The 25,270-nt window shown below is 58.9% G+C and carries 22 protein-coding genes and 1 other annotated feature; of the genes, 11 read left to right on the top strand and 11 right to left on the bottom strand.

Annotation, left to right across the window (positions count from 1 at the left end; all coding sequences use genetic code 11):
* Nucleotides 1-37 precede the first annotated feature (37 nt).
* The 5 genes from CRO62_RS23345 to CRO62_RS23365 form a co-directional block, all read right to left on the bottom strand.
* A complete protein-coding gene (locus CRO62_RS23345; RefSeq protein WP_097102182.1) occupies nt 38-1,393 on the bottom strand; it encodes an esterase-like activity of phytase family protein in 1,356 nt (451 codons plus the stop codon).
* Between the two features lie 150 nt (nt 1,394-1,543).
* The gene (locus CRO62_RS23350; RefSeq protein ID WP_003512469.1) at nt 1,544-2,572 is read right to left on the bottom strand and encodes an adenylate/guanylate cyclase domain-containing protein; all 1,029 of its coding nucleotides are present in this window, start codon (nt 2,570-2,572) and stop codon (nt 1,544-1,546) included.
* A gap of 185 nt (nt 2,573-2,757) precedes the next feature.
* Nucleotides 2,758-3,372 carry a hypothetical protein gene (locus CRO62_RS23355; protein ID WP_179784610.1) on the bottom strand — a complete coding sequence of 205 codons (615 nt, stop codon included), beginning with the start codon at nt 3,370-3,372 and terminating at the stop codon, nt 2,758-2,760.
* Nucleotides 3,373-3,509: 137 nt separating this feature from the next.
* Nucleotides 3,510-4,670: a ribonuclease D gene (gene rnd / locus CRO62_RS23360; protein ID WP_097102184.1), complete on the bottom strand. Its 1,161-nt coding sequence runs from the start codon at nt 4,668-4,670 to the stop codon at nt 3,510-3,512.
* A gap of 82 nt (nt 4,671-4,752) precedes the next feature.
* A complete protein-coding gene (locus CRO62_RS23365; protein WP_097102188.1) occupies nt 4,753-6,024 on the bottom strand; it encodes an MFS transporter in 1,272 nt (423 codons plus the stop codon).
* Nucleotides 6,025-6,204: 180 nt separating this feature from the next.
* On the opposite strand from CRO62_RS23365, the gene aspS reads away from it, so the two are divergent.
* The 3 genes from aspS (at nt 6,205) to CRO62_RS23380 (ending at nt 11,392) form a co-directional block, all read left to right on the top strand.
* Nucleotides 6,205-7,992 (top strand): aspartate--tRNA ligase, encoded by a 1,788-nt coding sequence (gene aspS / locus CRO62_RS23370; protein WP_003512477.1) that lies wholly within the window; start codon nt 6,205-6,207, stop codon nt 7,990-7,992.
* Between the two features lie 256 nt (nt 7,993-8,248).
* Nucleotides 8,249-9,703 (top strand): cell envelope integrity protein CreD, encoded by a 1,455-nt coding sequence (creD, locus tag CRO62_RS23375; RefSeq protein WP_097102190.1) that lies wholly within the window; start codon nt 8,249-8,251, stop codon nt 9,701-9,703.
* 77 nt (nt 9,704-9,780) lie between these two features.
* Nucleotides 9,781-9,836 (top strand) — a sequence feature (sul1 is cis-regulatory element that is thought to sense ions involved in sulfur or methionine metabolism; They are found in Alphaproteobacteria).
* 74 nt (nt 9,837-9,910) lie between these two features.
* Nucleotides 9,911-11,392: a SulP family inorganic anion transporter gene (locus CRO62_RS23380; RefSeq protein ID WP_097102192.1), complete on the top strand. Its 1,482-nt coding sequence runs from the start codon at nt 9,911-9,913 to the stop codon at nt 11,390-11,392.
* A gap of 44 nt (nt 11,393-11,436) precedes the next feature.
* On the opposite strand, the gene CRO62_RS23385 is transcribed toward CRO62_RS23380, so the two are convergent.
* Nucleotides 11,437-12,627: a hypothetical protein gene (locus CRO62_RS23385; RefSeq protein WP_097102194.1), complete on the bottom strand. Its 1,191-nt coding sequence runs from the start codon at nt 12,625-12,627 to the stop codon at nt 11,437-11,439.
* 230 nt (nt 12,628-12,857) lie between these two features.
* Between CRO62_RS23385 and parC the strand changes: the two genes are divergently transcribed.
* Entirely contained in the window at nt 12,858-15,110 is a 2,253-nt protein-coding gene (parC, locus tag CRO62_RS23390; RefSeq protein WP_013635880.1) for a DNA topoisomerase IV subunit A, read from the top strand.
* A 64-nt stretch (nt 15,111-15,174) separates the two neighbouring features.
* Here parC and CRO62_RS23395 read toward each other — a convergent pair whose 3' ends face one another.
* From CRO62_RS23395 to hemB, 5 genes are all read right to left on the bottom strand, one after another.
* Nucleotides 15,175-15,564, bottom strand: coding sequence for a type II toxin-antitoxin system death-on-curing family toxin (locus CRO62_RS23395; protein ID WP_097102196.1), 390 nt, complete (start codon nt 15,562-15,564; stop codon nt 15,175-15,177).
* Complete coding sequence (locus CRO62_RS23400; RefSeq protein WP_059752528.1) at nt 15,561-15,782, bottom strand: AbrB/MazE/SpoVT family DNA-binding domain-containing protein; 222 nt, start codon at nt 15,780-15,782, stop codon at nt 15,561-15,563. Before CRO62_RS23400 ends, CRO62_RS23395 begins: the two co-directional genes overlap by 4 nt.
* A gap of 99 nt (nt 15,783-15,881) precedes the next feature.
* Nucleotides 15,882-16,640 carry an arginyltransferase gene (locus CRO62_RS23405; RefSeq protein WP_097102198.1) on the bottom strand — a complete coding sequence of 253 codons (759 nt, stop codon included), beginning with the start codon at nt 16,638-16,640 and terminating at the stop codon, nt 15,882-15,884.
* A gap of 176 nt (nt 16,641-16,816) precedes the next feature.
* The gene (locus CRO62_RS23410; RefSeq protein WP_097102200.1) at nt 16,817-17,275 is read right to left on the bottom strand and encodes an RDD family protein; all 459 of its coding nucleotides are present in this window, start codon (nt 17,273-17,275) and stop codon (nt 16,817-16,819) included.
* Nucleotides 17,276-17,390: 115 nt separating this feature from the next.
* A complete protein-coding gene (gene hemB, locus CRO62_RS23415) occupies nt 17,391-18,404 on the bottom strand; it encodes a porphobilinogen synthase (RefSeq protein WP_003512495.1) in 1,014 nt (337 codons plus the stop codon).
* A 181-nt stretch (nt 18,405-18,585) separates the two neighbouring features.
* Here hemB and CRO62_RS23420 point away from each other — a divergent pair, with 181 nt between their 5' ends.
* The 7 genes from CRO62_RS23420 to CRO62_RS23450 all read left to right on the top strand — a co-directional run bounded on the left by CRO62_RS23420 (nt 18,586) and on the right by CRO62_RS23450 (nt 25,217).
* Nucleotides 18,586-19,023, top strand: a complete 438-nt coding sequence (locus CRO62_RS23420; RefSeq protein ID WP_179784611.1) for a DUF6163 family protein — start codon at nt 18,586-18,588, stop codon at nt 19,021-19,023.
* Between the two features lie 234 nt (nt 19,024-19,257).
* Entirely contained in the window at nt 19,258-19,767 is a 510-nt protein-coding gene (gene ldtR / locus CRO62_RS23425) for a transcriptional regulator LdtR (protein ID WP_025593036.1), read from the top strand.
* A 376-nt stretch (nt 19,768-20,143) separates the two neighbouring features.
* Nucleotides 20,144-21,475, top strand: a complete 1,332-nt coding sequence (locus tag CRO62_RS23430) for a L,D-transpeptidase family protein (RefSeq protein ID WP_003512501.1) — start codon at nt 20,144-20,146, stop codon at nt 21,473-21,475.
* A 210-nt stretch (nt 21,476-21,685) separates the two neighbouring features.
* A complete protein-coding gene (glyA, locus tag CRO62_RS23435) occupies nt 21,686-22,975 on the top strand; it encodes a serine hydroxymethyltransferase (protein WP_097102204.1) in 1,290 nt (429 codons plus the stop codon).
* Nucleotides 22,976-22,987: 12 nt separating this feature from the next.
* A complete protein-coding gene (nrdR, locus tag CRO62_RS23440; RefSeq protein ID WP_003512508.1) occupies nt 22,988-23,467 on the top strand; it encodes a transcriptional regulator NrdR in 480 nt (159 codons plus the stop codon).
* A gap of 2 nt (nt 23,468-23,469) precedes the next feature.
* Nucleotides 23,470-24,606 carry a bifunctional diaminohydroxyphosphoribosylaminopyrimidine deaminase/5-amino-6-(5-phosphoribosylamino)uracil reductase RibD gene (gene ribD, locus CRO62_RS23445; protein ID WP_097102206.1) on the top strand — a complete coding sequence of 379 codons (1,137 nt, stop codon included), beginning with the start codon at nt 23,470-23,472 and terminating at the stop codon, nt 24,604-24,606.
* A complete protein-coding gene (locus CRO62_RS23450; RefSeq protein WP_003512512.1) occupies nt 24,606-25,217 on the top strand; it encodes a riboflavin synthase in 612 nt (203 codons plus the stop codon). Before ribD ends, CRO62_RS23450 begins: the two co-directional genes overlap by 1 nt.
* Nucleotides 25,218-25,270: the final 53 nt, after the last annotated feature.

Genomic DNA, 25,270 nt, shown 5'->3' on the forward strand with positions numbered 1-25,270 from the left:
GCTGATGGTACCGGAACGAATTCCGGCACCGTTTTCCTTACTTCGCGTCGAGCAGTTCCTTGACTTCCAGCAGGACGAACTCGTTGTCGTCGGCCTTGTCCAGCGCACGGCCAGCCGAGAAGGGCAGGTTGTTGTCGTTGCCGACGATGATATGGGTGGCGTCGACACGGTCGACATTCTCGATGGTCACGAACGGCATGTCGTAGAAACCGTTGCCCCCGCCCTGACGCTTCCTGTTATCAGGATCGGAGATCTTCAGAAGATCGATATAGCCGATCTTGCGCGCCGCCTTGCCGGCATTGGCGTCGTTGAATTCGATCTTGTAGATGCGCTTGACCTTGGAAGGCACGGCAAAGCAGTTTACGTCCGGCTTTTTCGGGTCGGCGCAGGCCTTGTTGGCGGTGCCGGCGCCATTGTCACGCTCGATGACCAGCGCGGTGCTCTCGTCCAGCATGTTGAAATCGCCGATGGCTTCGCCACCTTGCGCCAGCGGGTAGAGCCAGGTGCGGCCTGTCCATTCCTTCTTGGCGGTATCGAGCTCGATGATGCGAAGGGCGGTTGAGCCGTCTTCGGTCTTTTCGACCTGACCTTCGGCGTTGTAGAGCGGGCCTTCGAGAAGGCCGTAAAGCTTCGAGCCGTCCTTGGACAGTGCCATGCCTTCATAACCACCTGATCGTTTCAGGTTGAAAGCGGGCATTTTCTGCGTCGGGTTGCCGGGCAGTGCCAGGGTCGGATGATCCGGGGACTTCACCTCGATATCGCCGGCCTTGGTGGCGATGACGTCGGTCAGCTTGCCGTCGCGGGTGAATTTCAGGATATAGGGACCGAACTCCTCGCCCACCCAGAAGCCGTCGGCAACGGGCTGAATGGATTCCACGTCGAAGTCGGCGCCCGTCAGGTAACGTTTGGTCGAACCTTCCATTACGATGGGGAAGGGAGCTTTCTTGTCCGGGTCGGAAAGAAACACGGTCTCCAGCGCGTTGACCTTGCCGGCATCCCAGTCGAATTTGATGTGGTGGAGCATCAGCATGGCGTCGCTGGAGTTGAGCTTCGAGCCGAAACCATTGTCGGAAAGGCTCCAGAAGCTGCCGTCCGCCATGGCCTTGATGCCGGAAAAGCCCTGCATGGCCTGGCCGTTAAACGGCATGGAGAGGCCGGTCGGGCGAACGCCATCCTTGCCGGGCACGGTACCGAGACCCTCAGCGCGCTTGCGGTCGGCCGTCGTGAACTTGGCGGATGTCTTGAGGTATTCCGGCGCATCGGCAGGTGCTGCGATGATGGTGTTGGCGGGCAGAATGGCGTGCGAGACCAGCTTTGCCGGAAACTCCTGCTCTGCATGGGATGCGGTGGCGAGCGCAAGAACGGCGAAAGGTGCGAAAAGAATATGCTTCATGGTGGAGACCCCTCAATACCTGTAGAAGACAGGATTGAGGCGATAGGGGTGCTGCATGACAGGCAGGTGATTGCAGTTTGAAGCTTTGATGAATTTTGATGGCGGGCAGCGTTGGAAACGAGGCTACCCGTTTGTTTTCAGGGTTTTTTTTCAGGCGGCTGGTGCCTGATATTGGCTGAGCGTACACACGCCGAGCGTCTGCCCGCGTCCCTTGACTGCATGTTCGCCGAGATATTCGCTGCGCACACCTTTGGGTAGCACCAGCTGATGGGCGAGATCGGCGGAAATCAGCACGGGATGGCCGAGCATCTTGCTCAGTGATTCGAGTCGCGAAGTGGTGTTCACCGTGTCGCCGAAATAGGTGATCTTGTGGTGATCGACGCCGATTTCGGCGGTGATGACCGGTCCGCCATGAATCGCAAAGCGAAGGCGCGGCACTTCGCCGAAACGGGCGAGCCACATGTCGCGCTTGTCCTCGATGGTCGCCTGGATATCGAAAACACAGCGCACGCAGGCTGCCCGCCTTATCGCCATGTGATAGGGCCAGGTGATGATGGCCGCGTCGCCGATGTAGTCGTCAATGACGCCGCCATGTCTTCTGACGGGGGCTGCGTAGCTCGCGAAGATTTCGCCCAGAAACTCCTGCGCCTTCAGGTCGCCATGGGTTTCGGCAAACGAAGTGGAGCCGACGAGGTCGATGAAGATGAAGACGCGGTCTTCGCTGACTGGACGGCGATAGCGCCCGAGAATGAGATCGATGAAGATGTCACGGCCCAGCAGTTCGCGCACGCGCATGATGAAAACAATGATGCCGCAGACGATGAGGGTGAAGATCAGTGTCTGCACCTCGGCATGCACCGCCCGTTTCCAGGTGCCGGGAAATATGCCGCTAACCCACAGAATGGTACCGCCAAGCCCGAAGCCACAGAAGACGAGGACGGCGTAGATGATGAGGCCGACGGCAATATAGGCCGGTGTCGGCAATGCGCTGACCTGCCGCGACAGACCGGGCAGCACGTAACCACGCTCGAAGGCGAGGATGGGCGCGCAGGCGAACAGCGCATAGGTGGCGCCAATGAGCGCGCCGCCGCCATATTCCAGAAACGCGTAGGCCACGCCGCTGCCGGCCACGGCAACGAAGAGCACCACGTAATCCAGAATGGGCAGCAATTTTCTCATGTCGGTTCTTGATCTCGGGGAAGGGAAGCGTCGTGCACCCGTCAGGCGAAGCTTCTGTTCAGGTCATATGCGACATTAATGTGGAAAATGCGCTGCAAAAAGTGACCATTCGGTAAGGTCACATGAAGGATTGGAAAGGCTGTTGCCCCGTTGCCGCAAAACGGCTGTGCACCCGGCTCCACGACTTAATAGGATGTTCTGTAATAGACCGTTTCAAGCGGGGATTGCGGACGGTCGTCCGGCGAGCGGTTCGACCATGTGACGGGGAAAGCGGCAAAACGCAGCCGGTTGCCGTTTATCCATGCCCGGTCGAACAGGGTTTCTCCCTTGCCGGCAAAGGTGATCGCCGCGCAGGTCCGGCCATCGACATCGAAGGGAATATTCTCTTTCCAGCCAGTCAACCCGCAGCCGGTACCCTTCGGGTCGCCATTATAATGCTCGACAACCGCGGGGTCGTTGGGTGTCATGGCGATCGAGGTGACGGTATGGGCAAAGAGCAGGCTGTCGTCGTCCTTCAGGCCACCATCCAGCGTGCCTTCGTAACGCACCTGCACCGTGGGCTGCTGGCAGCTGCTGCGGGCGTAAATCTGTGAGACGGCATGCATGCGGCTACCGCGTATGGTGATGCGCGTGACGATGCCGTGACGGTCGTTCTTGCCGATCTCAAGGCAATCGGTCGTCCATTCGCCCTGAAGATCGACCTTGCCGTCATCGGCGCGCGCTGACGTGGGTGAAAGAGTAGGGAGAATACCTGCGGCCGCGATAGATGCGGCCAACAGCAGAGCATGGGCAGGTTTCATGAAAAGACCCTCAAAGCGAGACCATCTGCAAAGAGATGGACCGCGATGCGGGCGAAATTTGGGTTGGCGCATGTCCGGTAAAAGCAGAAGCGCTTTCGCGTCCGGACAACGCGCAAAACTGCGCGAGGCGAGGGCGATCAGGCCTCGCTCACCGCCACCTCAACCGCCTCGACCTTCTTGCCGGCGAAACGCAATGCCACTTCGCCATTGATGAGCTTCAGCGCCACGTCGCCGAACAGTTCTCGCCGCCAGCCGGTCAGCGCTGCCACGGTGGCAGCCTCGCCCTCGGAAGCGATCTTGTCCAGATCTTCGCTGTTGGCGATGACCTTTGCTGCGACGCCATGCTTGTCCGCCGTCAGCTTCAGGAGAACTTTCAACAGCTCCACGGCAGCGCCGGAGCCTTCCGGTGCGTGGCTGTGACGCGGCGCCTTCGGCATTTCCTCTTTCGGAAGTGCCAGCGCCGCATTCACGGTCTCGACGATGGCCGTGCCGGAGGAGGAGCGCTCCCAGCCCTTCGGGATGGTGCGAAGCCGCGACAGCGCCTCGGTGTCCTTCGGCTGCTGCTGTGCGATTTCGAAGATCGCATCGTCCTTCAGCACGCGTGAGCGCGGCACGTTGCGCGACCGCGCCTCACGTTCACGCCATGCGGCGACAAATTTGAGGATGGCGAGTTCCGTCGGCTTGCGCAGGCGCGATTTCAACCGCAGCCAGGCATCGTCGGGATGCATGTCATAGGTTTCGCGCGATTCCAGAATGTCCATCTCTTCGGTCAGCCAAAGCGAGCGGCCTTCACGCTCCAGCTGCGCCTTGAGCGCCAGATAGATATCGCGCAGATGGGTGACGTCGGCCAGCGCATAATCCAGCTGCTTTTCCGTCAGCGGGCGGCGGCTCCAGTCCGTGAAACGTGAGGATTTGTCGATCTGCACATTCTTGATCCTCTGGACCAGCTGGTCGTAAGAGATCGAATCGCCGAAACCGCACACCATGGCCGCGACCTGCGTATCGAAGATCGGGTGCGGAATAAGCCCGCCAAGATGATAGATGATTTCGATATCCTGACGCGCCGCATGGAAAACCTTCACGACATCGGGATTGGCCATGAGTTCGAACAGCGGCGTAAGGTCGAGACCCTTGGCGAGCGGGTCGACCAGTACCTCAAGGGTAGGGCTCGCCATCTGTACGAGACAAAGCTCGGGCCAGAAGGTCGTCTCACGCAGAAACTCGGTGTCGATGGTAATGAATTCCGATTTCGCCAGTTCCGTGCAGGCTTCGGCGAGGGCGGCAGTCGTTTCAATCATTGCAAATGGCCACTCGTGAAAATTATCCGTCTTACTTTCCCTTTGCCGGGCGCATGTCAATACAAAGCCCGCTTTTGAAGGCTCAAGGATCGTTTTTCTCAGGTTGTTTTGGCGTCGGCCCGTCGTTTTTGGGTGGTGAAGGGGCGGCCAGCTTCTGAAAATAGGCCGAGGTACGCAAAAGCGGGCGGAACCGCCAGTTCCGCTCCTCAACGGGTACTCCCTCGCGCACCCGCAGCCGGTATATGGTGTAGGCGATGAAAACGATCTGGATCGCGGCCGTATAGCTGAACAGCGCTTTGGGACCGAACTGGTCGATCAGGACGGAGGCGAGCAGCGGCCCGACGGTTGCACCCACCGACCAGAAGAACAGCAGCCCGGCAGACACCATCGCATGTTCGCCCTCTTTCGCATGGTCGTTGCCATGGGCGGAACTCAGTGAATAGAGCGGCAGTGCAAAGGCGCCGAACACGAAGACGCCGATGATGTTGCTCCATTCGTCCGAGCCGGCGAACAGGGCGAGAAACAGACCGACAATCACGGAGCACGCCGTGGTGGCGAGAATGATGATGCGGCGGTCGTAACGGTCGGAATAGACGCCGAGCGGATATTGCAGGACCACGCCGCCGATGATGCCGGCACTCATGAAGGTGGCGATGGCGGTGACGGAAAGGCCGATCTGTTCGGCATAGATTGGCCCGATATTGCGAAACGCCGCCATGCTGAGGCCGACAGCGACGCAGCCGACGACGGCAAGCGGTGAGATGCGCCACACCGCGAAAAGATTGAACGGGATCTGTTTGGGCGGCGCGGGGTTGGATTTGTCTGCAATCGAGATCGGCACCAGCGACAGCGTGAGCGCCATGGCGATCAGCGAAAACACCACAGGCCCGTCAATGCCGGCGACGGGAATGATATATTGGGCGAGCGTTACGGAACCGAGATCGACGAAACGATAGATGGACAGCGTGCGCGCACGGTTGGAATTCGTCACCTGCGCATTGATCCAGCTTTCGATCGCGGCGAAAAGACAGGCGACCGCAATACCGATGACGAAGCGCATCAACATCCAGAACAAGGGATGAAGGACAAGCGGCATGGCGATCGAGGCGGCCGATGCGACCGCCGCCATGGTGGCGAAGGTGCGGATATGGCCAATCTTGCGCAGAAGGCGCGTCACCGAAATGCAGCCGAGCGCGAATCCGATGCTGTAAGCGGCGCTGATGAGGCCGATGGTGCTGGCCGAAAACCCTTCGGACAGGCCCCGCAGCGCGATATAGGTTCCCTGCAGACCGTTGCCGCCAATCAGAATGCCGGCGGTGACGAGAAGCGGGATAAGAGGTCTGATCTGGCTCATTGCGGGCCGACTCGGTTTGGCGGGCTGAATAAGCACTATCTAAAGCGAAGGTGCGCGAAAGGACAGGCTGAACGCGACATTGTTGTGCTCTGCCTTGACAAATCGGGCTGGTCATGCGCTTTTCCGGCAAATTTCGACAGTGCCGCCCATCTGGCCCACGACACGCTCCAGGATATTAAAATGCATCGTTACCGCAGCCACACCTGTGCCGCTCTCCGCAAGTCCGACGTCGGCGAAACCGTTCGCCTTTCCGGTTGGGTTCATCGCGTGCGAGATCATGGCGGCGTTCTCTTCATCGACCTTCGCGACCACTACGGCATCACCCAGGTCGTGGCCGATCCCGATAGCCCGGCCTTCAAGGTTGCCGAGACGGTGCGCGGTGAATGGGTGATCCGCATCGACGGTCTCGTCAAGGCGCGTTCCGAAGACACCATCAACAAGGGCATGGCCACCGGCGAGATCGAGCTTTATGCGCAGGAGATCGAGGTTCTGGGCGTTGCCAAGGAACTGCCGCTGCCGGTCTTCGGTGAGCCTGAATATCCCGAAGATGTACGCCTGAAGTATCGCTTCCTCGACCTGCGCCGCGAAACCCTGCACAAGAACATCGTCAAGCGCACGCAGATCATCTCCTCCATGCGCAAGGGTATGGGCGATCTGGGCTTTGCCGAATATACGACGCCGATCCTCACCGCATCCTCGCCGGAAGGCGCGCGCGACTTCCTCGTTCCCTCGCGCATCCACGAAGGCCAGTTCTTCGCGCTGCCGCAGGCCCCGCAGCAGTACAAGCAGCTTCTGATGGTGGCCGGTTTCGACCGCTACTTCCAGATCGCTCCATGCTTCCGCGATGAAGACCCGCGTGCAGACCGTCTGCCGGGCGAATTCTACCAGCTCGACGTCGAAATGAGCTTCGTGACCCAGGAAGATGTCTGGACCACGATGGAGCCGATGATGACGGCCGTTTTCGAACAGTTTGCCGAAGGCAAGCCGGTGACGAAAGAATGGCCGCGCATTCCCTATGACGAATCGATCCGTAAATACGGCTCCGACAAGCCGGACCTGCGCAACCCGATTGTCATGGAAGCCGTGACCGAACATTTCGATGGCTCGGGCTTCAAGGTTTTCGCCAACATGATCGCCTCCAACCCCAAGGTGCAGGTCTGGGCTATCCCGGCCAAGACCGGTGGTTCGCGTGCATTCTGCGATCGCATGAACGCCTGGGCGCAGAGCCAGGGCCAGCCGGGCCTCGGCTACATCTTCTGGAAGGAAGAAGAAGGCAAGGTTGCCGGCTCCGGTCCGCTTGCCAAGAACATCGGCGAGGAACGCACCGAGGCGCTGCGCCAGCAGCTTGGCCTTGAGGCGGGCGACGCCTGCTTCTTCGTCGCGGGCGATCCCGCCAAGTTCTACAAGTTTGCCGGCGAGGCGCGCACCCGTGCCGCCGACGAGCTGAACCTGATCGATCGCGACCGTTTCGAAATGTGCTGGATCGTCGATTTCCCCTTCTTCGAATACAACGACGAAGAAAAGAAGATCGACTTCGCCCACAACCCATTCTCCATGCCGCAGGGTGGCATGGAAGCGCTGGAAGGGCAGGATCCGCTCTCCATCAAGGCCTTCCAGTATGACGCGGTCTGCAACGGCTTCGAAATCGCCTCCGGCTCGATTCGTAACCAGTCGCCTGAGCTGATGGTCAAGGCTTTCGAAAAGGTCGGCCTGTCGCAGAGCGACGTGGAAGAGCGCTTCGGCGGTCTCTACCGCGCCTTCCAGTACGGTGCGCCTCCGCATGGCGGTTGCGCCTTCGGTATCGACCGTGTGGTCATGCTTCTGGTCGGTGCGAAGAACTTGCGCGAAATCACGCTGTTCCCGATGAACCAGCAGGCGCAGGACCTGCTGATGAACGCGCCGTCGCCGGCAACGCCGACGCAGCTTCGCGAACTGGCGTTGCGCGTGGTTCCGTCCAAGAAGGACTGATCTCGATCCCAACGGGTTTTAGAGAAAGGGCCGGCGGCAACGCCGGCCCTTTGTGTTTCCTGCAACGGACGCGGCAAAACCACAATTTTACCGCGCATTGAACCGAATTCCGAACGTAATCAGCCGAAATCCGGTTCCAGTATAGTTCTGGCGTTCACTTGGGGACGCAAGATTATTCGGGGTTTTAAACTTGAAACAGCGTCTGGCCGAACTTTGCTTTCGGTGTCGGCGCGATCATATTTAGAAGGATTTCAGGATGACACATGAAGCGGAAAAAGACCCGGTCCCAGGGGGAGGGTACGCGCCTCCAGCCCAGCTACGCGGCAGTTTCTCCACCAGCCTGCGTTCGCCGGGCGCCAAATTCCTGATGATCGGCTTCATCTCCATGGTTCTGCTGGTGCCGCTCATGCTCGTCTGGGGGCTGACGGAAGAGCGCGCCTCGCGGGCGGAAGACGTTTCCGGGCGGATCGCCAGCGGCTGGGGTGGTGATCAGGTGGTGAACGGTCCCTATCTTGCCGTCCCTTTCGATGTGGAACGCCGCCGAGAGATCAATGGCCAAAGCGTGGTCGACCGCGTAACCGAATGGGCGCTGGTCATGCCGGAAATGCTTGATGTCACGGCCGATCTGAAGACCGAGGAGAAGCGGCTGTCGATCTACAGCCTGCCGGTCTATAATGGCGACCTTGTCCTCAAAGGCCGGTTCGGTGCCGGTATCCTTCAGGATCTCGCCCGCTTCTCCGGCACGCCCCGCCTCGACAGCGCCATTCTCGTTCTCAGCATACAGGATATGACCGGCATTCGCTCGAGCGCCGGTGTCAGGATCGATGGCGGTTCCGTATTGCCGTTCGATCCCGGCATGCGTGATATCTCTGTCATAGCGCCCCGCACGGGTGCGCAGGACATGTCCATCAGGTCCGATGCCGGCGTGCACAGATCGATCGAAAGAGGCCTTGTCGAGAAAGGCTTCGATTTCGATATAGCCTTCTCCCTGAATGGTTCCGGCAGCTTTGCCGTCGCGCCCGCCGGCCAGACCACCAGTTTGGCGGCCAAGGCCAACTGGCCGCATCCCGGCTTTGAAGGCCTGTTCCTGCCGGAGGAAAAGACCGTCACAGCCTCGGATTTCACGGCCAACTGGACAATCCCCTATCTCGCAAGGGGCATAGACCGCGTGGTCGAGAGTTCGCGCCTGCCGCTGACCGACAGCCTGATGAGGATCAACCTCGTCGAGCCCGTGAAATTCTACCAGATCATCGCCCGGACACTCAAATATTCGATAGGCTTCATCTCTCTGGTGTTCCTGGCCGTCTTCATCGTCGAACTGAGGGGCGGCAGCAGCGTGCACTGGATCCAGTACGTGCTGACGGGGCTGGCGCTGATCGTTTTCTACGTGCTGCTGCTCGCACTTGCGGAACATACGGGCTTCACCATCGCCTATGCTGCGGCGTCGCTTCTGACAGCGCTCCTGATCTCCTCCTATCTCGGAAGCGCAACCCGTAGCCGCAAGAACGGGGTAGTCCTGTTCACGGTTCTGACGGTGGCCTATGGCGTCATGTATCTCGTTCTGAATGAAGATGAATATGCGCTGCTGGCCGGCGCGATGATTTCCTTCATTGCCATTGCCGCAACCATGTTCGCAACACGCAGGGTCGACTGGTCGGGAACCGGCGCGTCCCATAACGACACGAATATTGCTCGGCACGAAGCCTCTTGAGGCGTCATCGCCGGCATCGAAAAGCGGGCAGGCAACTTGCTGCCCGCTTTTTTGCCGTCTATAGGTGGACCACTCACCACGGACCCGGTGAAATTCCGGGTGGCTCTTCTGGCCGCCGATCCGCCAGACAACGCAAAGCACCGACATTCTTTTTCAATCTACCGGACATGTTTCCGGCCGGTGCGTCATATTTTGCGAAAAAATCAAATGAACAGATTTCAGACTTACAGACGTGAGTGGTTTTCCAATATTCGCGGCGATGTGCTTTCCGGCATCGTCGTCGCACTCGCGCTCATTCCCGAAGCGATCGGCTTTTCCGTCATCGCCGGCGTCGATCCGAAGGTGGGGTTGTTCGCCTCTTTCGCCATTGCCTGCGTCTGCGCCTTCACCGGTGGCCGTCCGGGCATGATTTCCGCGGCAACCGCCGCCACAGCCGTCCTGATGGTGACGCTGGTGAAGGAACACGGCCTGCAATATCTCTTCGCGGCGACCATCCTCATGGGCGTGCTGCAGATCGCTGCGGGCTTTGCAAGGCTCGGACGGGTGATGCGCTTCGTCTCGCGCTCGGTCATGACCGGCTTCGTCAATGCGCTGGCGATCCTGATCTTCATGGCGCAATTGCCCGAGCTGGTAGGCGTGCCTGTCGCAACCTACGTCATGATCGCGGCTGGTCTTGCGATCATCTATCTCTTTCCTCTGGTCACGAAAATCATCCCGTCGCCGCTGGTCGCCATCGTCGTTTTGACCTGCGTGGCGGTGTTTTTCGGCATGGATATCCGCACCGTCGGCAATCTCGGCGAGCTGCCCTCGACGCTGCCGGTCTTCGCCCTGCCGCAGGTGCCGCTGACTTTCGAAACGCTGCAGATCATCTTTCCCTATTCCGCAGCGCTGGCTGCCGTCGGTCTCCTGGAATCCCTGCTGACGGCACAGATCGTCGACGACATGACAGATACCGGCAGCAACAAGAGCCGGGAATGCATCGGGCAAGGGACAGGCAACATCGCCTCCGCGCTGATCGGTGGGATGGGCGGCTGCGCCATGATCGGCCAGTCGGTCATCAACGTCAGATCAGGCGGCAGGGGCAGGCTCTCCACCTTTGTGGCGGGCGCCTTCCTGCTGTTCCTCATTCTGGTGCTGGACGATCTTGTCCGAATCATTCCAATGGCCGCTCTTGTGGCTGTCATGATCATGGTTTCGATCGGCACCTTCTCGTGGCGTTCGATTCTCGATCTTGGCCGCAATCCACCGTCTTCCAGCATCGTCATGCTGGTAACGGTCGGGACCGTGCTGGCGACCCATGATCTCGCAAAAGGCGTGCTCGCAGGTGTGCTTCTCTCCGGCGTGTTTTTCGCGGGGAAGGTTTCAAAACTCTTCCACGTTCGTCCAGAGCTTGCAGCCGATGGTCGGCACCGCATCTACCGCGTCGATGGGCAGATTTTCTTCGCCTCGACGGAAAGCTTCATTGCCGCCTTCGATTTTGCCGAAGACGTGGAAACGGTCACCATCGACGTCACACAGGCGCATCTGTGGGATATTTCGGCTGTCGGTGCGCTGGACAAGGTGGTGCTGAAATTCCGCAAGACCGGCAAGACGGTCGAGGTGATCGGCGTCAACGAAGCGAGCGCTCATATGATCGACCGTTTCGCCCTGCACGACAAGCAGGATGGAGCGACAGCCCCACTCCACTGACCAGAAGTAAAAAGCCCCGGCGTAACCGGGGCTTTTTTGTTGTGCTATTCGTTTGCCGTCACCGTGACGCCGAGCATTGTCGGCAGGGTGTTCGGCGCGCCCATGGCGGCGCCCATGATCATCGGGAAGGGAACCGGCTTTTCCGGTTCGGCCGAGATGGAGAAGCTCTTCGGATTGTCGACGTATGCGTTGATCGCAGCCGACACCATGTTCTGCAATTCCGGAACGTTGAGCGAAGCCATCATGATGGGCGCCATGCCCTTGATGGTCTGGGAAAGCTGCTCGCTGGTCATGCCCTGCTGGCTTGCAGCGTAGTCGATGGCCCGCTTGGTGATGCTGGCATCTTCGAAGCTGATTTCGGCATTAACGAAGGAAAGCTGCTGCATCAGGCCGAGCATGGCAAGGCCCGCTGCCTGTTCCGCCTGTTCCTTGTTCGGATTTGCAGCCTGCGCCTTCACCGTCTCCTGCATCGATTTGATGAAGGCGAGTGTGTAGCCCGAGAAACCGAACGACATGTTGAGACGGCCGACCTTGTCGAGGTCGATGGCATATTCCTCGACGTCTACGGTGCCGGACGCGACTTCCCAGCTTCCGCTCATGGTCATGTTGCCGGAAAGGGCCTGCAGATTGAGCTTTTCAATCGCGTCCTTCGTGGCCGGATCGTTGACTTCGCTGAGATCGGCCTTGAAGCCGGATGCATCGAGATCGAAGCCGATCGAGGCCTTGTCGTCGCTGACGGACATCGTTGCGCTGCTTTCCTCGAGCGAGAAAGCCTGCTTGCCGTCGATGGAAACGGAAATCGGACCGCTATGCGCCTCGTCGTAGAACATCAGCGCATCAATCGTGCCCGTCGTCGCATCGGCAGGGATGGTGAGACCTGACATGTAGATGTCGTTGGCCTTGATCTCCACGTTTTCCTGCTTGTAATCGACATTGTCGAAACGCGCGTTCTTGATCTTGTAGCCGCCGTTGTTTTCCTCGACGCCTTCAAGGGTGACGTTGCCGACCGGAATTTTTTTGGCCGGATCGGCAGCCGCATTGAAGGTCACGCCGTTCAGCGTCACCGTGTCGCCGTTGACGGCGACGGACCCGGCGGCGATTTCACCGCCCTGCGCGGCGTAGGCGGCGTTGATCTTTTTCAGAACGTCGCCGCCATCCAGTGCGAATGCCGGTGCGGAAAGCGCGAGAAGCGCGGCACTTGCGAAAAGAATCTGCCGGGTGGATTTCAGTCTCATAGTGTTTCTTCCCTCAATGTGCGGATGTGCACCGTGTTCTAAATGTGAATGGTGACATTTATATTCGCGATTATTCAAAGGTCTACAGGATTTAGATCGATTCGTATGACGGCGGCATTGCGGCATTCGTAACGCAGTTAATAAAAATCCTCACAAAAGGCGTCGTTTCGTCCACAGCCGAGACCCCCGAATTCCTTGCCGGGAATCGGCATTTCCGCTAGTCAAGCACCATGGGAAAAAATCTTGTACCTCCGTCAGGCGGAGACGATAACATTCATCCGGTCGATTTGAAGGCGGCGCTTGAAGAGCGCTACCTCGCTTACGCCTTGTCCACGATCATGCATCGTGCGCTGCCGGATGTGCGCGATGGCCTGAAGCCGGTTCACCGCCGCATCATCCACGCCATGAGCGAAATGGGCATCCGCCCCAACTCGGCTTTCAAGAAATGCGCCCGTATCGTCGGTGACGTTATCGGTAAGTTCCATCCGCATGGCGACCAGTCGGTCTACGATGCGCTGGTCCGTCTCGCGCAGGATTTCTCGCAGCGTTATCCGATCGTGGACGGACAGGGCAATTTCGGCAATATCGATGGCGACGGCGCCGCCGCCTATCGTTATACCGAAGCACGCATGACCGATGTGGCAGCGCTGCTGCTCGAAGGCATAGGCGAGGACGCGGTTGATTTCCGCGCTACCTATAATGAGGAAGACGAGGAGCCGGTGGTCCTCCCGGGCGCCTTCCCCAATCTGCTTGCCAACGGTGCCTCCGGCATTGCCGTCGGTATGGCGACGTCCATCCCGCCGCACAACGCCCATGAACTGTGCGACGCAGCTCTGCATCTCATCAAGCATCCGGATGCGACGGTTGAAAAGCTGGTGGAATTCATTCCCGGCCCCGACCTGCCGACCGGCGGCGTGATCATCGAAAGCCGTGAGAATATTCTCGAAGCCTATAAGACCGGGCGCGGTGGTTTCCGCGTGCGCGCCAAATGGGAAACGGAAGACCTCGGACGTGGCGGCTATCAGATCGTCATCACCGAAATTCCGTTCCAGGTGCAGAAATCGCGGCTGATCGAAAAGATCGCCGAGCTGCTGCTCGCCCGCAAACTGCCGCTGCTTGAGGATGTCCGCGACGAATCGGCCGAAGACGTGCGTATCGTGCTGGTTCCGAAAAACCGCACCGTCGACGCGACGCTGCTGATGGAATCGCTGTTCCGTCTGTCCGACCTTGAAAGCCGCCTGCCGCTCAACATGAACGTATTGTCGCTTGGCAGGGTGCCGAAGGTCATGGCGCTGAACGAGGTGCTGAGCGAATGGCTGGCACACCGCAAGGACGTGCTGGTCCGCCGTTCCCGCCATCGTCTCGCGGCCATCGATCGCAGGCTCGAGATTCTGGGCGGCCTGCTGGTCGCCTATCTCAATCTCGATGAGGTGATCCGTATCATCCGCGAGGAGGACGAGCCGAAACAGGTGATGATGGCCAAGTGGTCGCTCACCGACAATCAGGCCGAAGCCATCCTCAACATGCGTCTGCGCAATCTGCGCAAGCTCGAGGAATTCGAAATCCGCAAGGAGTTCGACGAACTCAGCAGCGAGAAGGCTGAAATCGAGGGGCTGCTCGCCTCCGATGAAAAGCAGTGGCAGACCGTCGCGTGGGAAATCGGCGAAGTCAAAAAGAAATATGCCAAGGCAACCGAGATCGGCCGTCGCCGCACGCAGTTTGCGGATGCGCCGGATGCCGACATCGAGGCCATCCAGCAGGCGATGATCGAAAAGGAGCCGGTCACCATCGTCATCTCGCAGAAGGGGTGGATCAGGGCGCTGAAGGGGCATATGTCCGATACGTCGGCTCTGACCTTCAAGGAGGGCGATGGCCCGAAGCTCGCCTTCCCGGCGCAGACGACCGACAAGTTGCTGCTGCTGACCACCGGCGGCAAGGCCTACACGCTCGGCGCCGACAAGCTGCCCGGCGGGCGTGGCCATGGCGAGCCGATCCGCATCATGGTCGATATGGAGAACGATCAGGACATCCTGACGGCCTTCGTCCATGATCCGTCGCGCAAGCTTCTGCTCGTCTCGACTGGCGGCAACGGCTTCATCGTGGCCGAAAGCGAAATGGTCGCAAATACCCGCAAGGGCAAGCAGATCATGAATGTCGCCATGCCTGACGAAGCCAAGCTCGCCGTACCTGTTACGGGCGACCATGTCGCCGTCGTTGGCGAAAACCGCAAGCTTCTGGCCTTCCCGCTGTCGCAGGTGCCGGAAATGTCACGCGGCAAGGGCGTGCGCCTGCAACGCTACAAGGACGGCGGCGTCGTTGATGTGAAATGTTTCGCGCTCGCAGACGGCTTGAGCTGGTCCGACACGGCCGGGCGCCTCTTCACCAAGGTCGGTGAGGAATTGCGCGAATGGCTGGCAGACCGCGCCACCGTTGGCCGCACCGTACCGAAGGGCTTTCCGCGTAGCGGGAAATTTGGCGGGTAAAACCGTCCGACGCTCATAGGCATCCAAGACGCGCCGCATATCGAAAGATGTGCGGCGTTTTCGCTTACTGGAGCGGGATGGTGTGATCGTTGAGAAAACGGTATGCGCCTTCCTCATCAATCTCACCTGCAGCAACATCAAGAACAAAAGCCACGATGTCTGCTTGCTCGGCAATGACTTCAAGTCCGTTGATAAAAAGGAAGGTGTAGGCTGCAAGAAAAGCCGTGCGTTTGTTGCCATCGCAAAACGGATGGTTGCGCGCTACACCGTAAAGATAAGCGGCGGCGAGTTTCAGTGGCTCCTCTTCTCCAAAGGCAGCTTTATGCAATGGACGTGCCAAAGCTGCCTCAAGCGCATTTTCATCCTTGAGGCCCGGCAAGCCACCGTGTTCGGCGAGTTGCTCCTGATGTATAAATTCGACGGCGGCACGGGAGAGCCACTTGATACTGCTCACTTGGCGAGTTCTCTCAGCGCTGTATGGTATTTTTTCATACCACGCCGGGCGGCTTCAAGCTGTTCCCTCAGTTCCGCATGTTCGGGGACGAGTTCGATATTGCCAGCGGTTTCTCGGAGTTCCAGCGCGTCGCCAGCCTTGAGACCCATGCGATCCAGAACTTCCTTCGGAATGATGATACCTTCGGAATTACCGATTTTGCGGATCGTAATGTTCATGATGACAGCTCCTGTTATAACTGGCGTTATAACAGGACTGGAATTCGTACACAATGTACGATTTCCGGAGAGTGTCAGTACGACGTTTCCAAACGCGGGTTACTTTTCTTCCGGTGTATAAACCTCCCACCCACGCGGTGTCAGATGCTCCTGCGGGTGGTAGCGGGTCTTGTAGCCCATCTTTTCAGAACCATCGACCCAGTATCCAAGATAGACATGCGGCAGGCCGAGCGCGCGCGTGCGGGTGATGTGATCCATGATCATGAAAGTGCCGAGCGAGCGCTTTTCTAGATCGGGGTTGAAGAAGGAATAGACCATCGACAGCCCGTCGCTCATCACATCGCTCAGCGCTACGGCGAGAAGTTCACCTCGTTTGCTGGAATCGATGCCGGAGCCGGGCTCTCGCACACGGTATTCGATGATGCGGGTGTTCACATGCGTGTCTTCGATCATGATCGCATAGTCTAGCGCCGACATGTCGGACATGCCGCCCGACTGGTGCCGATGGTCGAGATAGCGGCGAAACAGTGAGAACTGTTCGGTGGATGGCTCAGCGGCGTGAACGGTGGCGACGACATCCTTGTTGATGGAGAGAACGCGCCGCATCGATTTCGTCGGCTGGAACTGTTCGGTAAGGATGCGCACCGAAACGCAAGCGCGACAGGTTTCGCACGCCGGGCGATAGGCGATGTTCTGTGAACGCCTGAAGCCGCCCTGGGTGAGAAGGTCATTCATTTCCGACGCACGCGGGCCGACCAGATGCGTGAAAACCTTCCGCTCCATCTGGTTCGGCAAATAGGGGCAGGTGGCCGGTGCCGTAAGATAGAATTGGGGAGAGGGCGTCGCCTGCGTGTTCATCGAACCGTGATCGCCTCCTGTGTCCGTTATCAAAGCACGCCGCGATTTCACGGGGTGCGGCGACGCTTCAAGCGACATGCATAGTGTCACAGAATGGCAAAATGACGGAAAACGTCAACTGCACCATGCGGTATTTGCCTGATATGGAAGCCACGTTTTCGTGGCTTTCCCCTATATCAGTAGGTTCTGACCATGACGGTGCCGAGCAGGAAGTCGTGAACGAGGCGAGAGCGCTCCGTAAACAGGCCTGCAAGCAGGATAAGCGGCGTCAAAACCGAGTTGATGACCCAGAAAAGCGCAATATGCACGGTGGCCAGAAGGAAATCGATTCGCCGGCCGTCCATGCGCGCCATCGCGATTCCCATCGCCCGCATGCCGGGTGAGGCCTGCGACGGGCCGCTGAGCGTCACGCCGAAATAAAGGACCGCGACGATGACGAACAAGGCCGGATAGAGGAAGAAACCGAGACCCAGCGTAATCACGCCGAGAAAGAAGACGATCACGGCGGCTGGAATGCACAAGAGAAGAACGATCGCGTAATCGATCAGGAAAGCGAAGATGCGTCGGCTCAGGACGCCGCTATAGGCGCGCCAGTCGTCCGGTGCGACATAGGTAGGGTTCTGGTCGAGGTTCATCGGTCGTTTTCTCCTGAGAAGACATGACAGCTCGAAACGCGCTTTTCGTCAGGCAGCATTCCGTGTCAGCAAACAATATGGGAAGAAAACGACCGAATACAATAAGCGTCGGCTGTCAGCCCTTCGCGAGTTTGCGTGCGGCTTCCACAGCGAAATAGCTCAGAATGCCATCGCAGCCCGCACGCTTGAAGCAGAGAAGCGTTTCCATCATCACGCGCTCGCCATCGATCCAGCCATGCATGGCCGCTGCCTTGATCTGGGTATATTCACCGGACACCTGATAGGCGAATGTCGGCAGCCCGAAATTCTCTTTCAGCCGCCAACAGATGTCGAGATAGGGCAGGCCGGGTTTGACCATCAGCATGTCAGCACCTTCTTCCACGTCGAGCGCTGCGTCGCGGATTGCCTCCATGCCGTTGGCGGGGCTGATGTAATAGCTGTTCTTGTCCCCCTTCAGCAGTCCGGCCGTCGAAATGGCCTCGCGATACGGGCCGTAATAGCCGGAGGAGAATTTTGTGGCATAGGCCATGATGCCGACGTTCTGGTGCCCGGCCGCATCCAGGCCGCGGCGGATGGCGCCAATGCGGCCATCCATCATCTCGGACGGAGAAATAATGTCCGAACCGGCATCGGCCTGAAGGATTGCAGCACGAACGACCTGATCAACGGTCTCGTCATTGACGATTTCGTCACCGCGCAGAATGCCGTCATGCCCATGGCTGGTGAAGGGATCGAGCGCAACATCGGTGATCATGCCGATATTCGGAACCGCTTTTTTGACCGCGATGGTCGCCTGATTGATGAGGTTGTTGGCCTCGAGCGCATTCGAGCCGGTCTCGTCGCGCAAGTCCATCTCGATATTCGGGAAGGTCGCAATCGCCGGAATGCCGAGATCGGCGGCTTCCTTCGCCGCTTCGACCAGCTTGTCGACGCTCATGCGGTTTACGCCGGGCATCGCCGGTATGGGATCGAGGATATTGCTGCCCGGCACGATGAAGACCGGCCAGATGAGATCATCGACGGTCAGACGGCTTTCCTGAACCAGACGGCGAGTCCAGTCGGCCTTGCGATTGCGGCGCATGCGGCGATGGCCGGTGATCGCGTCGACCAGATGCGTTTTGTCCTGCATGTAAGAATGTCCTTCGTATCCCACCCAAGTCAGGAAAGCTGCATAACACGAAGCAAGCGCCGTGCGAATGCGACAATGTTTCCCCCTGGACTTCCCCGGCGGGCGAGGGTGCTTTGACAAGGCAAGCCGTCGAATTCAATATGGGCTGGTCGCCCGCCCGTCGAAACCGTATCTTCCGGCCATGGAACCTGATTCTCAACCTCTGCCGAAACGTCCGCTGACGGAAATCCTCTTTCTGGTCTTCATGAGGCTGGTCGCGATTTCCTGTTTCTGGTTCGGCCTGCAATATTGGGCGATGCTGACGGGATATTCTCTCGGCGGGCATGGGCGGTTCGATATGCTTAACCTGCCATGGCGGGTGGCGGGTAGTGCGCTTGCGGTGATTTTCCCGGTCGCGGCGCTCGGTCTCTGGCTCGGCGCCTCCTGGGGGGCGGTCATGTGGGTCTTGGGTGCCGGCACCCAGATCGCCATGTATAAGGTGTGGCCATATATCTTCGGCGCCAACACGCTTGTACCCGTCATGCACGGTCTCGTGGCAACCATTTATATACTATTCTTGGTCGCTTTTTGGCTCGATCAGCGCCAGAATGAAGAGCGCGCAAGAATTGATTTACCATAAGAATAAAGCAATTCAGCCTGGTTTTTGGTCGAATTTTATTGCTAAGCCATTGATTTATAATGAATGGCGATAAGCCAGTCCCGCTTCGCCACAAGTTTGACCCACTTGGGAAAATGCAGGTAAGCATTTGTTAATCGTAGCTTTTAAGTAGAATTTTATGCGCATTGATTAGGTTCTCACTCAAGGCGGGAGACAAACAAACACACCGCCAAACAAAACAGTGAGGCAGTCATGATCAATAGCAAAGCAAAGCCGCAGGCCGTTGTTGCCGACGCACATGAAGATACCATCCGTTCGCTCTACATGGAGTCGCTGCACCTGGTGGAACGTCTCCACCGCCGCCTCCTCGATGTCATCAAGGACGAGTTCGATCGTCAGGGTCGCGATGACGTCAACGCCGTTCAGGCGCTCCTGCTGTTCAACATCGGCAATTCCGAACTGACGGCCGGCGAGCTTCGTTCGCGTGGTTACTACCTCGGATCGAACGTCTCCTACAACGTCAAGAAGCTGGTAGACCTCGGTCTCATCAACCACCAGCGCTCGCGTGTCGACCGCCGCTCGGTCCGCATCAGCCTGACTGAAAAGGGCCAGGAAATCGCCGAAACGGTTGCTCACCTCTACGAGCGCCACGTCGGCTCGATCGAAAAGGTCGGCGGCATCGGCACTGGCGAGTTCTCCGAAATGAACAAGCTGCTGCAACGCCTCGATCGCTTCTGGAACGACTCGATCGCTTATCGTCTCTAATTTCCGCGACGGTTTCACTGTTAGAGCCGGGGGCATCGGTTTGCCTCCGGCTTGCGGATTCGCGTTGGAGGCGCCGTTCACCTGTGCGTGTCAAGCCCGGTCTCTCAGGTGCGTTTTCGCCCTGTTTTGCAGGCATACACAGCTTCGTGAGAAAAGGCCCGTGACACGAATTGGCCATATTGATATGGGACCCGCAAAGGTGAAGGAGCCGGCGGTTTCTCCTGCTGTCGTGGCAAGTCCCGACTGTTCTGCCAGACAATAGCGCCCAGACGATGGGTGTTGAGCATTACCGGCCGGCAGACACGTTGTACGTGTTTGTTAATCATATTGATTTAGGCATTGTTGAGAATGCCGAAGAGAGTGGCTGGTAGGTAGAATGACAAAAAAATCCGTTTCCGAATCCGTATCGCGCCGTGCGCTTCTGCGCTCGGCTGTTTCCGTTGGTGTTGCCGCGCTTGCCGCGCCGGCCCTGGCGCAGAATGCGCTCAACGATCTCATGGGCTCATCGCGCCGCGGCAACTGGGATGACCAGTTTGACGCGAATTCGTCGCGTTCCGCCGTTGGCGTCGTTTCCAACAACCCGGTTCTCGGACGGGAAGCGCCTGTCTACATGCAGCAGGCGATCATGCAATATCAGCAGATCGTGCAGAATGGCGGCTGGCCGGACGTGCCCGTCACCCAGCAGCGTCTCCAGATCGGCGTTTCCGATCCGTCCGTTCAGGCGCTTCGCCAGCGACTGATGGTCTCCGGCGACCTGCCGCGCGAAGCTGGCATTTCCAGCGCCTTCGATTCCTACGTCGATGGTGCGTTGAAGCGCTTCCAGGCCCGCCATGGCCTTCCCGCCGATGGTGTCAGCGGCGAATATACGACCAAGGCGCTCAATGTTTCGGCCCAGATCCGTCTGGCGCAGTTGCAGACCAACCTCGTGCGCATCCAATCCATGTCCGGCGATCTCGGTCAGCGTCACCTGATGGTGAACATTCCGGCCGCTGCCATCGAAGCGGTTGAGAATGAGCGCGTCGTCCTGCGCAACACTGCCGTCGTCGGTCGCGCAAGCCGCCCGACGCACGTCATCAATTCCAAGATTTACGAAGTCATCCTCAACCCTTACTGGACAGCGCCGCGCTCGATCGTCGAAAAGGACATCGTGCCGCTGATGCAGAAGGACCCGACCTATCTGGAGCGGAACAACATCCGCCTCATCGACGGCAAGGGACAGGAAGTTTCGCCGACAGCGGTCGACTGGTTTGCGCCAAAGGCACCGAACCTGATGTTCCGCCAGGACCCCGGCAAGATCAACGCCATGTCCTCGACGAAGATCAACTTCCACAATCCCAATAACGAATATATGCACGACACGCCGCAGCAGGGTCTGTTCAACAAGCTGATGCGGTTCGAATCGTCCGGCTGCGTGCGCGTACAGAACGTGCGCGACCTCACGAGCTGGCTGCTGCGCGACACGCCCGGCTGGTCGCGTCAGGAAATGGAACGCGTCATCGCCACCCGCGTCAACACACCGATCAAGCTGGCGCAGGAAGTGCCTGTCTATTTCGTCTACATCACCGCATGGTCGGCGAAGGACGGCGTGGTGCAGTTCCGCGACGACATCTATGAAAAGGACGGCAACGCCGAACTGGCGCTCAACACCACCACCGGCATCGAACAGCCGGCTGGACCCGTCGACGACGACCTGTTGCCGCGCAACTGATCCGGTACTGCCGTCAGGTTTTTATATTTAAGTGAAAGGCCGCACCCTGTCGGGTGCGGCTTTTTTCATTTTCGCTGCTGGTTTTGAAAAAACAGCTGCCGTTTTTTGTCGCAACGTCGCAGTTTGACGGGCAAATCTCGCTGCCCGTATTGCTCTTGGTCGGGCAGGGCGCTAAGACGCCATCGCATTACTGTTTCAGGAGCCTTCACCATGTCGAACACAGATGCTTTCTTCTCCCGTCCGCTTGCCGAAGTCGATCCGGATATTTTCGGCGCGATCGAGAAGGAACTGGGTCGCCAGCGCCACGAGATCGAACTGATCGCCTCGGAAAACATCGTTTCCCGCGCTGTGCTTGAAGCGCAGGGTTCGATCATGACCAACAAATATGCGGAAGGTTATCCGGGCAAGCGTTATTACGGCGGCTGCCAGTTCGTAGACATTGCTGAAGAGCTTGCCATCGAGCGCGCCAAGAAGCTGTTCGGCGTCAACTTCGCCAACGTACAGCCGAATTCCGGTTCGCAGATGAACCAGGCCGTGTTCCTCGCGCTGCTCCAGCCGGGCGACACCTTCATGGGTCTCGACCTGAACTCCGGAGGCCATCTGACGCACGGTTCGCCGGTCAACATGTCCGGCAAGTGGTTCAACGTCGTGTCTTACGGCGTGCGCGAAGGCGACAACCTGCTCGACATGGACGAGGTGGAGCGCAAGGCCAAGGAAACCCGGCCGAAGCTTATCCTTGCCGGCGGCACCGCCTATTCCCGTATCTGGGACTGGAAGCGCTTCCGCGAGATCGCCGATGAAGTCGGCGCCTATCTGATGGTCGATATGGCCCACATCGCGGGTCTCGTTGCCGGTGGCCAGCATCCGTCGCCGTTCCCGCATTGCCACGTTGCCACCACGACGACGCATAAGTCGCTGCGCGGCCCGCGTGGCGGCATGATCCTCACCAATGACGAGGATCTGGCCAAGAAGTTCAACTCCGCCGTTTTCCCCGGCCTGCAGGGCGGTCCGCTGATGCACGTCATCGCCGCAAAGGCAGTTGCCTTCGGTGAAGCTTTGCAGCCGGAATTCAAGGATTACGCCGCGCAGGTCGTCAAGAACGCCAAGGCGCTTGCCGAAACGCTGATCGAAGGCGGTCTTGATGTCGTCTCCGGCGGCACAGACAACCACCTGATGCTGGTTGACCTTCGCAAAAAGAACGCCACCGGCAAGCGTGCGGAAGCAGCCCTCGGCCGCGCCTACGTCACCTGCAACAAGAACGGCATTCCTTTCGATCCGGAAAAGCCCTTCGTCACCTCGGGTGTGCGTCTCGGCACACCGGCCGGCACGACGCGCGGTTTCAAGGAAGGGGAATTCCGCGAAATCGGCAAGCTGATCGTCGAGGTTCTCGATGGTCTTAAGGTCGCCAATTCGGATGAGGGCAACGCTGCCGTTGAAGCTGCGGTGCGCGAAAAGGTCGTCGGCCTGACTGACCGTTTCCCGATGTATCCGTACATGTAAGGACGTAAAAAGATGCGCTGCCCATTTTGCGGTTCCGAAGACACACAGGTCAAGGACTCGCGTCCGGCGGAGGATAACACCTCCATCCGCCGGCGGCGCATCTGCCCCGATTGCGGCGGCCGCTTCACGACCTATGAGCGCGTGCAACTGCGCGAGCTGATGGTCATCAAGAAAAGCGGCCGCAAGCTGCCCTTCGACCGGGAAAAGCTGGTGCGATCCTTCGAGATCGCGCTACGCAAACGCCCGGTTGACCGGGACCGGATCGAGCGGGCCGTCTCCGGCATTGCTCGCCGTCTGGAAAGTTCCGGCGAGACGGAAATCCCCTCGGAAGAAATCGGCCTCCAGGTACTTGAAGCGCTGAAGAGCCTCGATGACGTGGCCTTCGTACGCTACGCCTCGGTCTATCGCGATTTCAGTCATGCCGAGGATTTCGAGAACGTGATTGCCGAAATCAACGCCAAGATCGCCCGAGATACAGACGCCGGAGCATAGACGTGACGAGCCGCGCCGATGACGAAAAATTCATGGCCCGGGCAATCGAGGTTTCCCTGCGCCATCAGGGTCAAACCCAGACCAATCCCTCCGTCGGTTGCGTTCTCGTCAAGGACGGAAAAATCATCGCCGAAGCGGTGACCGCAATTGGCGGCCGCCCCCATGCCGAACGCCAGGCGCTGGAAATCGCCGGCGAAGCGGCGCGCGGCGCAACAGCCTATGTCACCCTCGAACCCTGCTCGCACTGGGGCAAGACGCCGCCCTGCGCCAATGCGCTGGTTGAATACGGCGTGGCCCGTGTCGTTGTAGCGGTTGACGACCCGGACGAGCGTGTTTCCGGTCGCGGTTACTCCATCTTGCGGGAGGCGGGCATTGTCGTGGAAACCGGCCTGCTGCGCGAAGAAGGCAAGAGAGCGCTTGCGGGTTACCTCACACGCCAGGTGAAAAAACGCCCGCATGTGATTCTGAAGCTTGCCATTTCCGCGGATGGCATGATCGGCAGACAAGGCGCGGGGCAGGTGGCGATCACCGGTCCGGAGGCCAGGCACGCCGTGCATGAACTGAGAGCGCGCTGCGATTGCATCCTCGTGGGTATCCGTACCGCGATAGCGGACGATCCGGAACTGACCGTTCGAATTGCAGGTCTCGAAGATCGTTCTCCGGTCCGAATCGTACTTGATCGCAAGTTTGAACTACCGTTGACGTCTAAGCTGGTGGAGAGTGCACGCGAAGTGCCGGTAATCGTCGCGGCGTTATCCCCCTCTGCCCTGCCGGGTATCTTGCCCTCAAGGGGGGAGATGCCCCGCAGGTCAGAGGGGGTTAGCCCCGACCACCGCCGCCAACAACTGACCGACGCAGGCGTCGAAATCCTTGAAGCACCAACCCTCGAGAACCTCCTTCACATTCTCGCTGAACGCGGCATGTCGGAACTTCTGGTCGAAGGCGGCGCTTTTGCCGCAAAATCGTTCCTTGAAGCTGATCTGGTGGACCGTATCATGCTGTTTGAAAGCCCGGTCGTGGTTGGTGAAGGCGGGATTGAAACGCCGCTCAGCCGTGCCGATATTCCGGGCGATTATGTTTTGGTCAGCGAAACCGCCTACGGGCCGGATCGCTGCTTCGATTATGAAAGGCCGCTTTGATGTTTACCGGAATTGTCACCGATGTTGGAACCGTGTCCGAGCTGGAAGCTCTGGCGGAAGGCATTCGTCTGCGGGTGGCGACCAATTACGATCCCAAGACCATTGATATGGGCGCATCGATCTCCCATGGCGGCGTCTGCCTGACGGTGACCAAACTGCCGGAAGACGGCAGCAACGAGCGCTGGTACGAGGTCGAGGCCTGGGAAGAGGCATTGCGCCTGACGACGATTGCGGGCTGGCAGAAGGGCACGCATGTCAATCTGGAGCGCGCCCTGAAGATTGGCGACGAGCTTGGCGGTCACATCGTTTCCGGCCATGTCGATGGCAAGGCGGAGATTCTGTCGGTCGAGCCGGAAGGCGAGGCGGTCCGTATCCGCCTGCGCGCGCCCGACCATCTGGCGAAATTTGTGGCGCCCAAGGGTTCCATTGCACTCGATGGCACTTCTCTGACTGTCAATGCGGTCGACGGAACGGATTTCGACGTGCTCCTGATCCGCCATACGCTCACAGTCACCACATGGGGTGAGCGCCAACCGGGTGATTTCGTCAATTTCGAAGTCGACACCATGGCGCGATATGCCGCAAGGCTTGCGGAGTTCCCCTCGGCGTAACAACGTTCGGCATTTATCGTGCTGAAATACACTCCCGGCCTTGAGCCGGTATC

The organism is Rhizobium sp. AN6A, from assembly GCF_900215635.1.
Classification (GTDB): domain Bacteria; phylum Pseudomonadota; class Alphaproteobacteria; order Rhizobiales; family Rhizobiaceae; genus Agrobacterium; species Agrobacterium tumefaciens.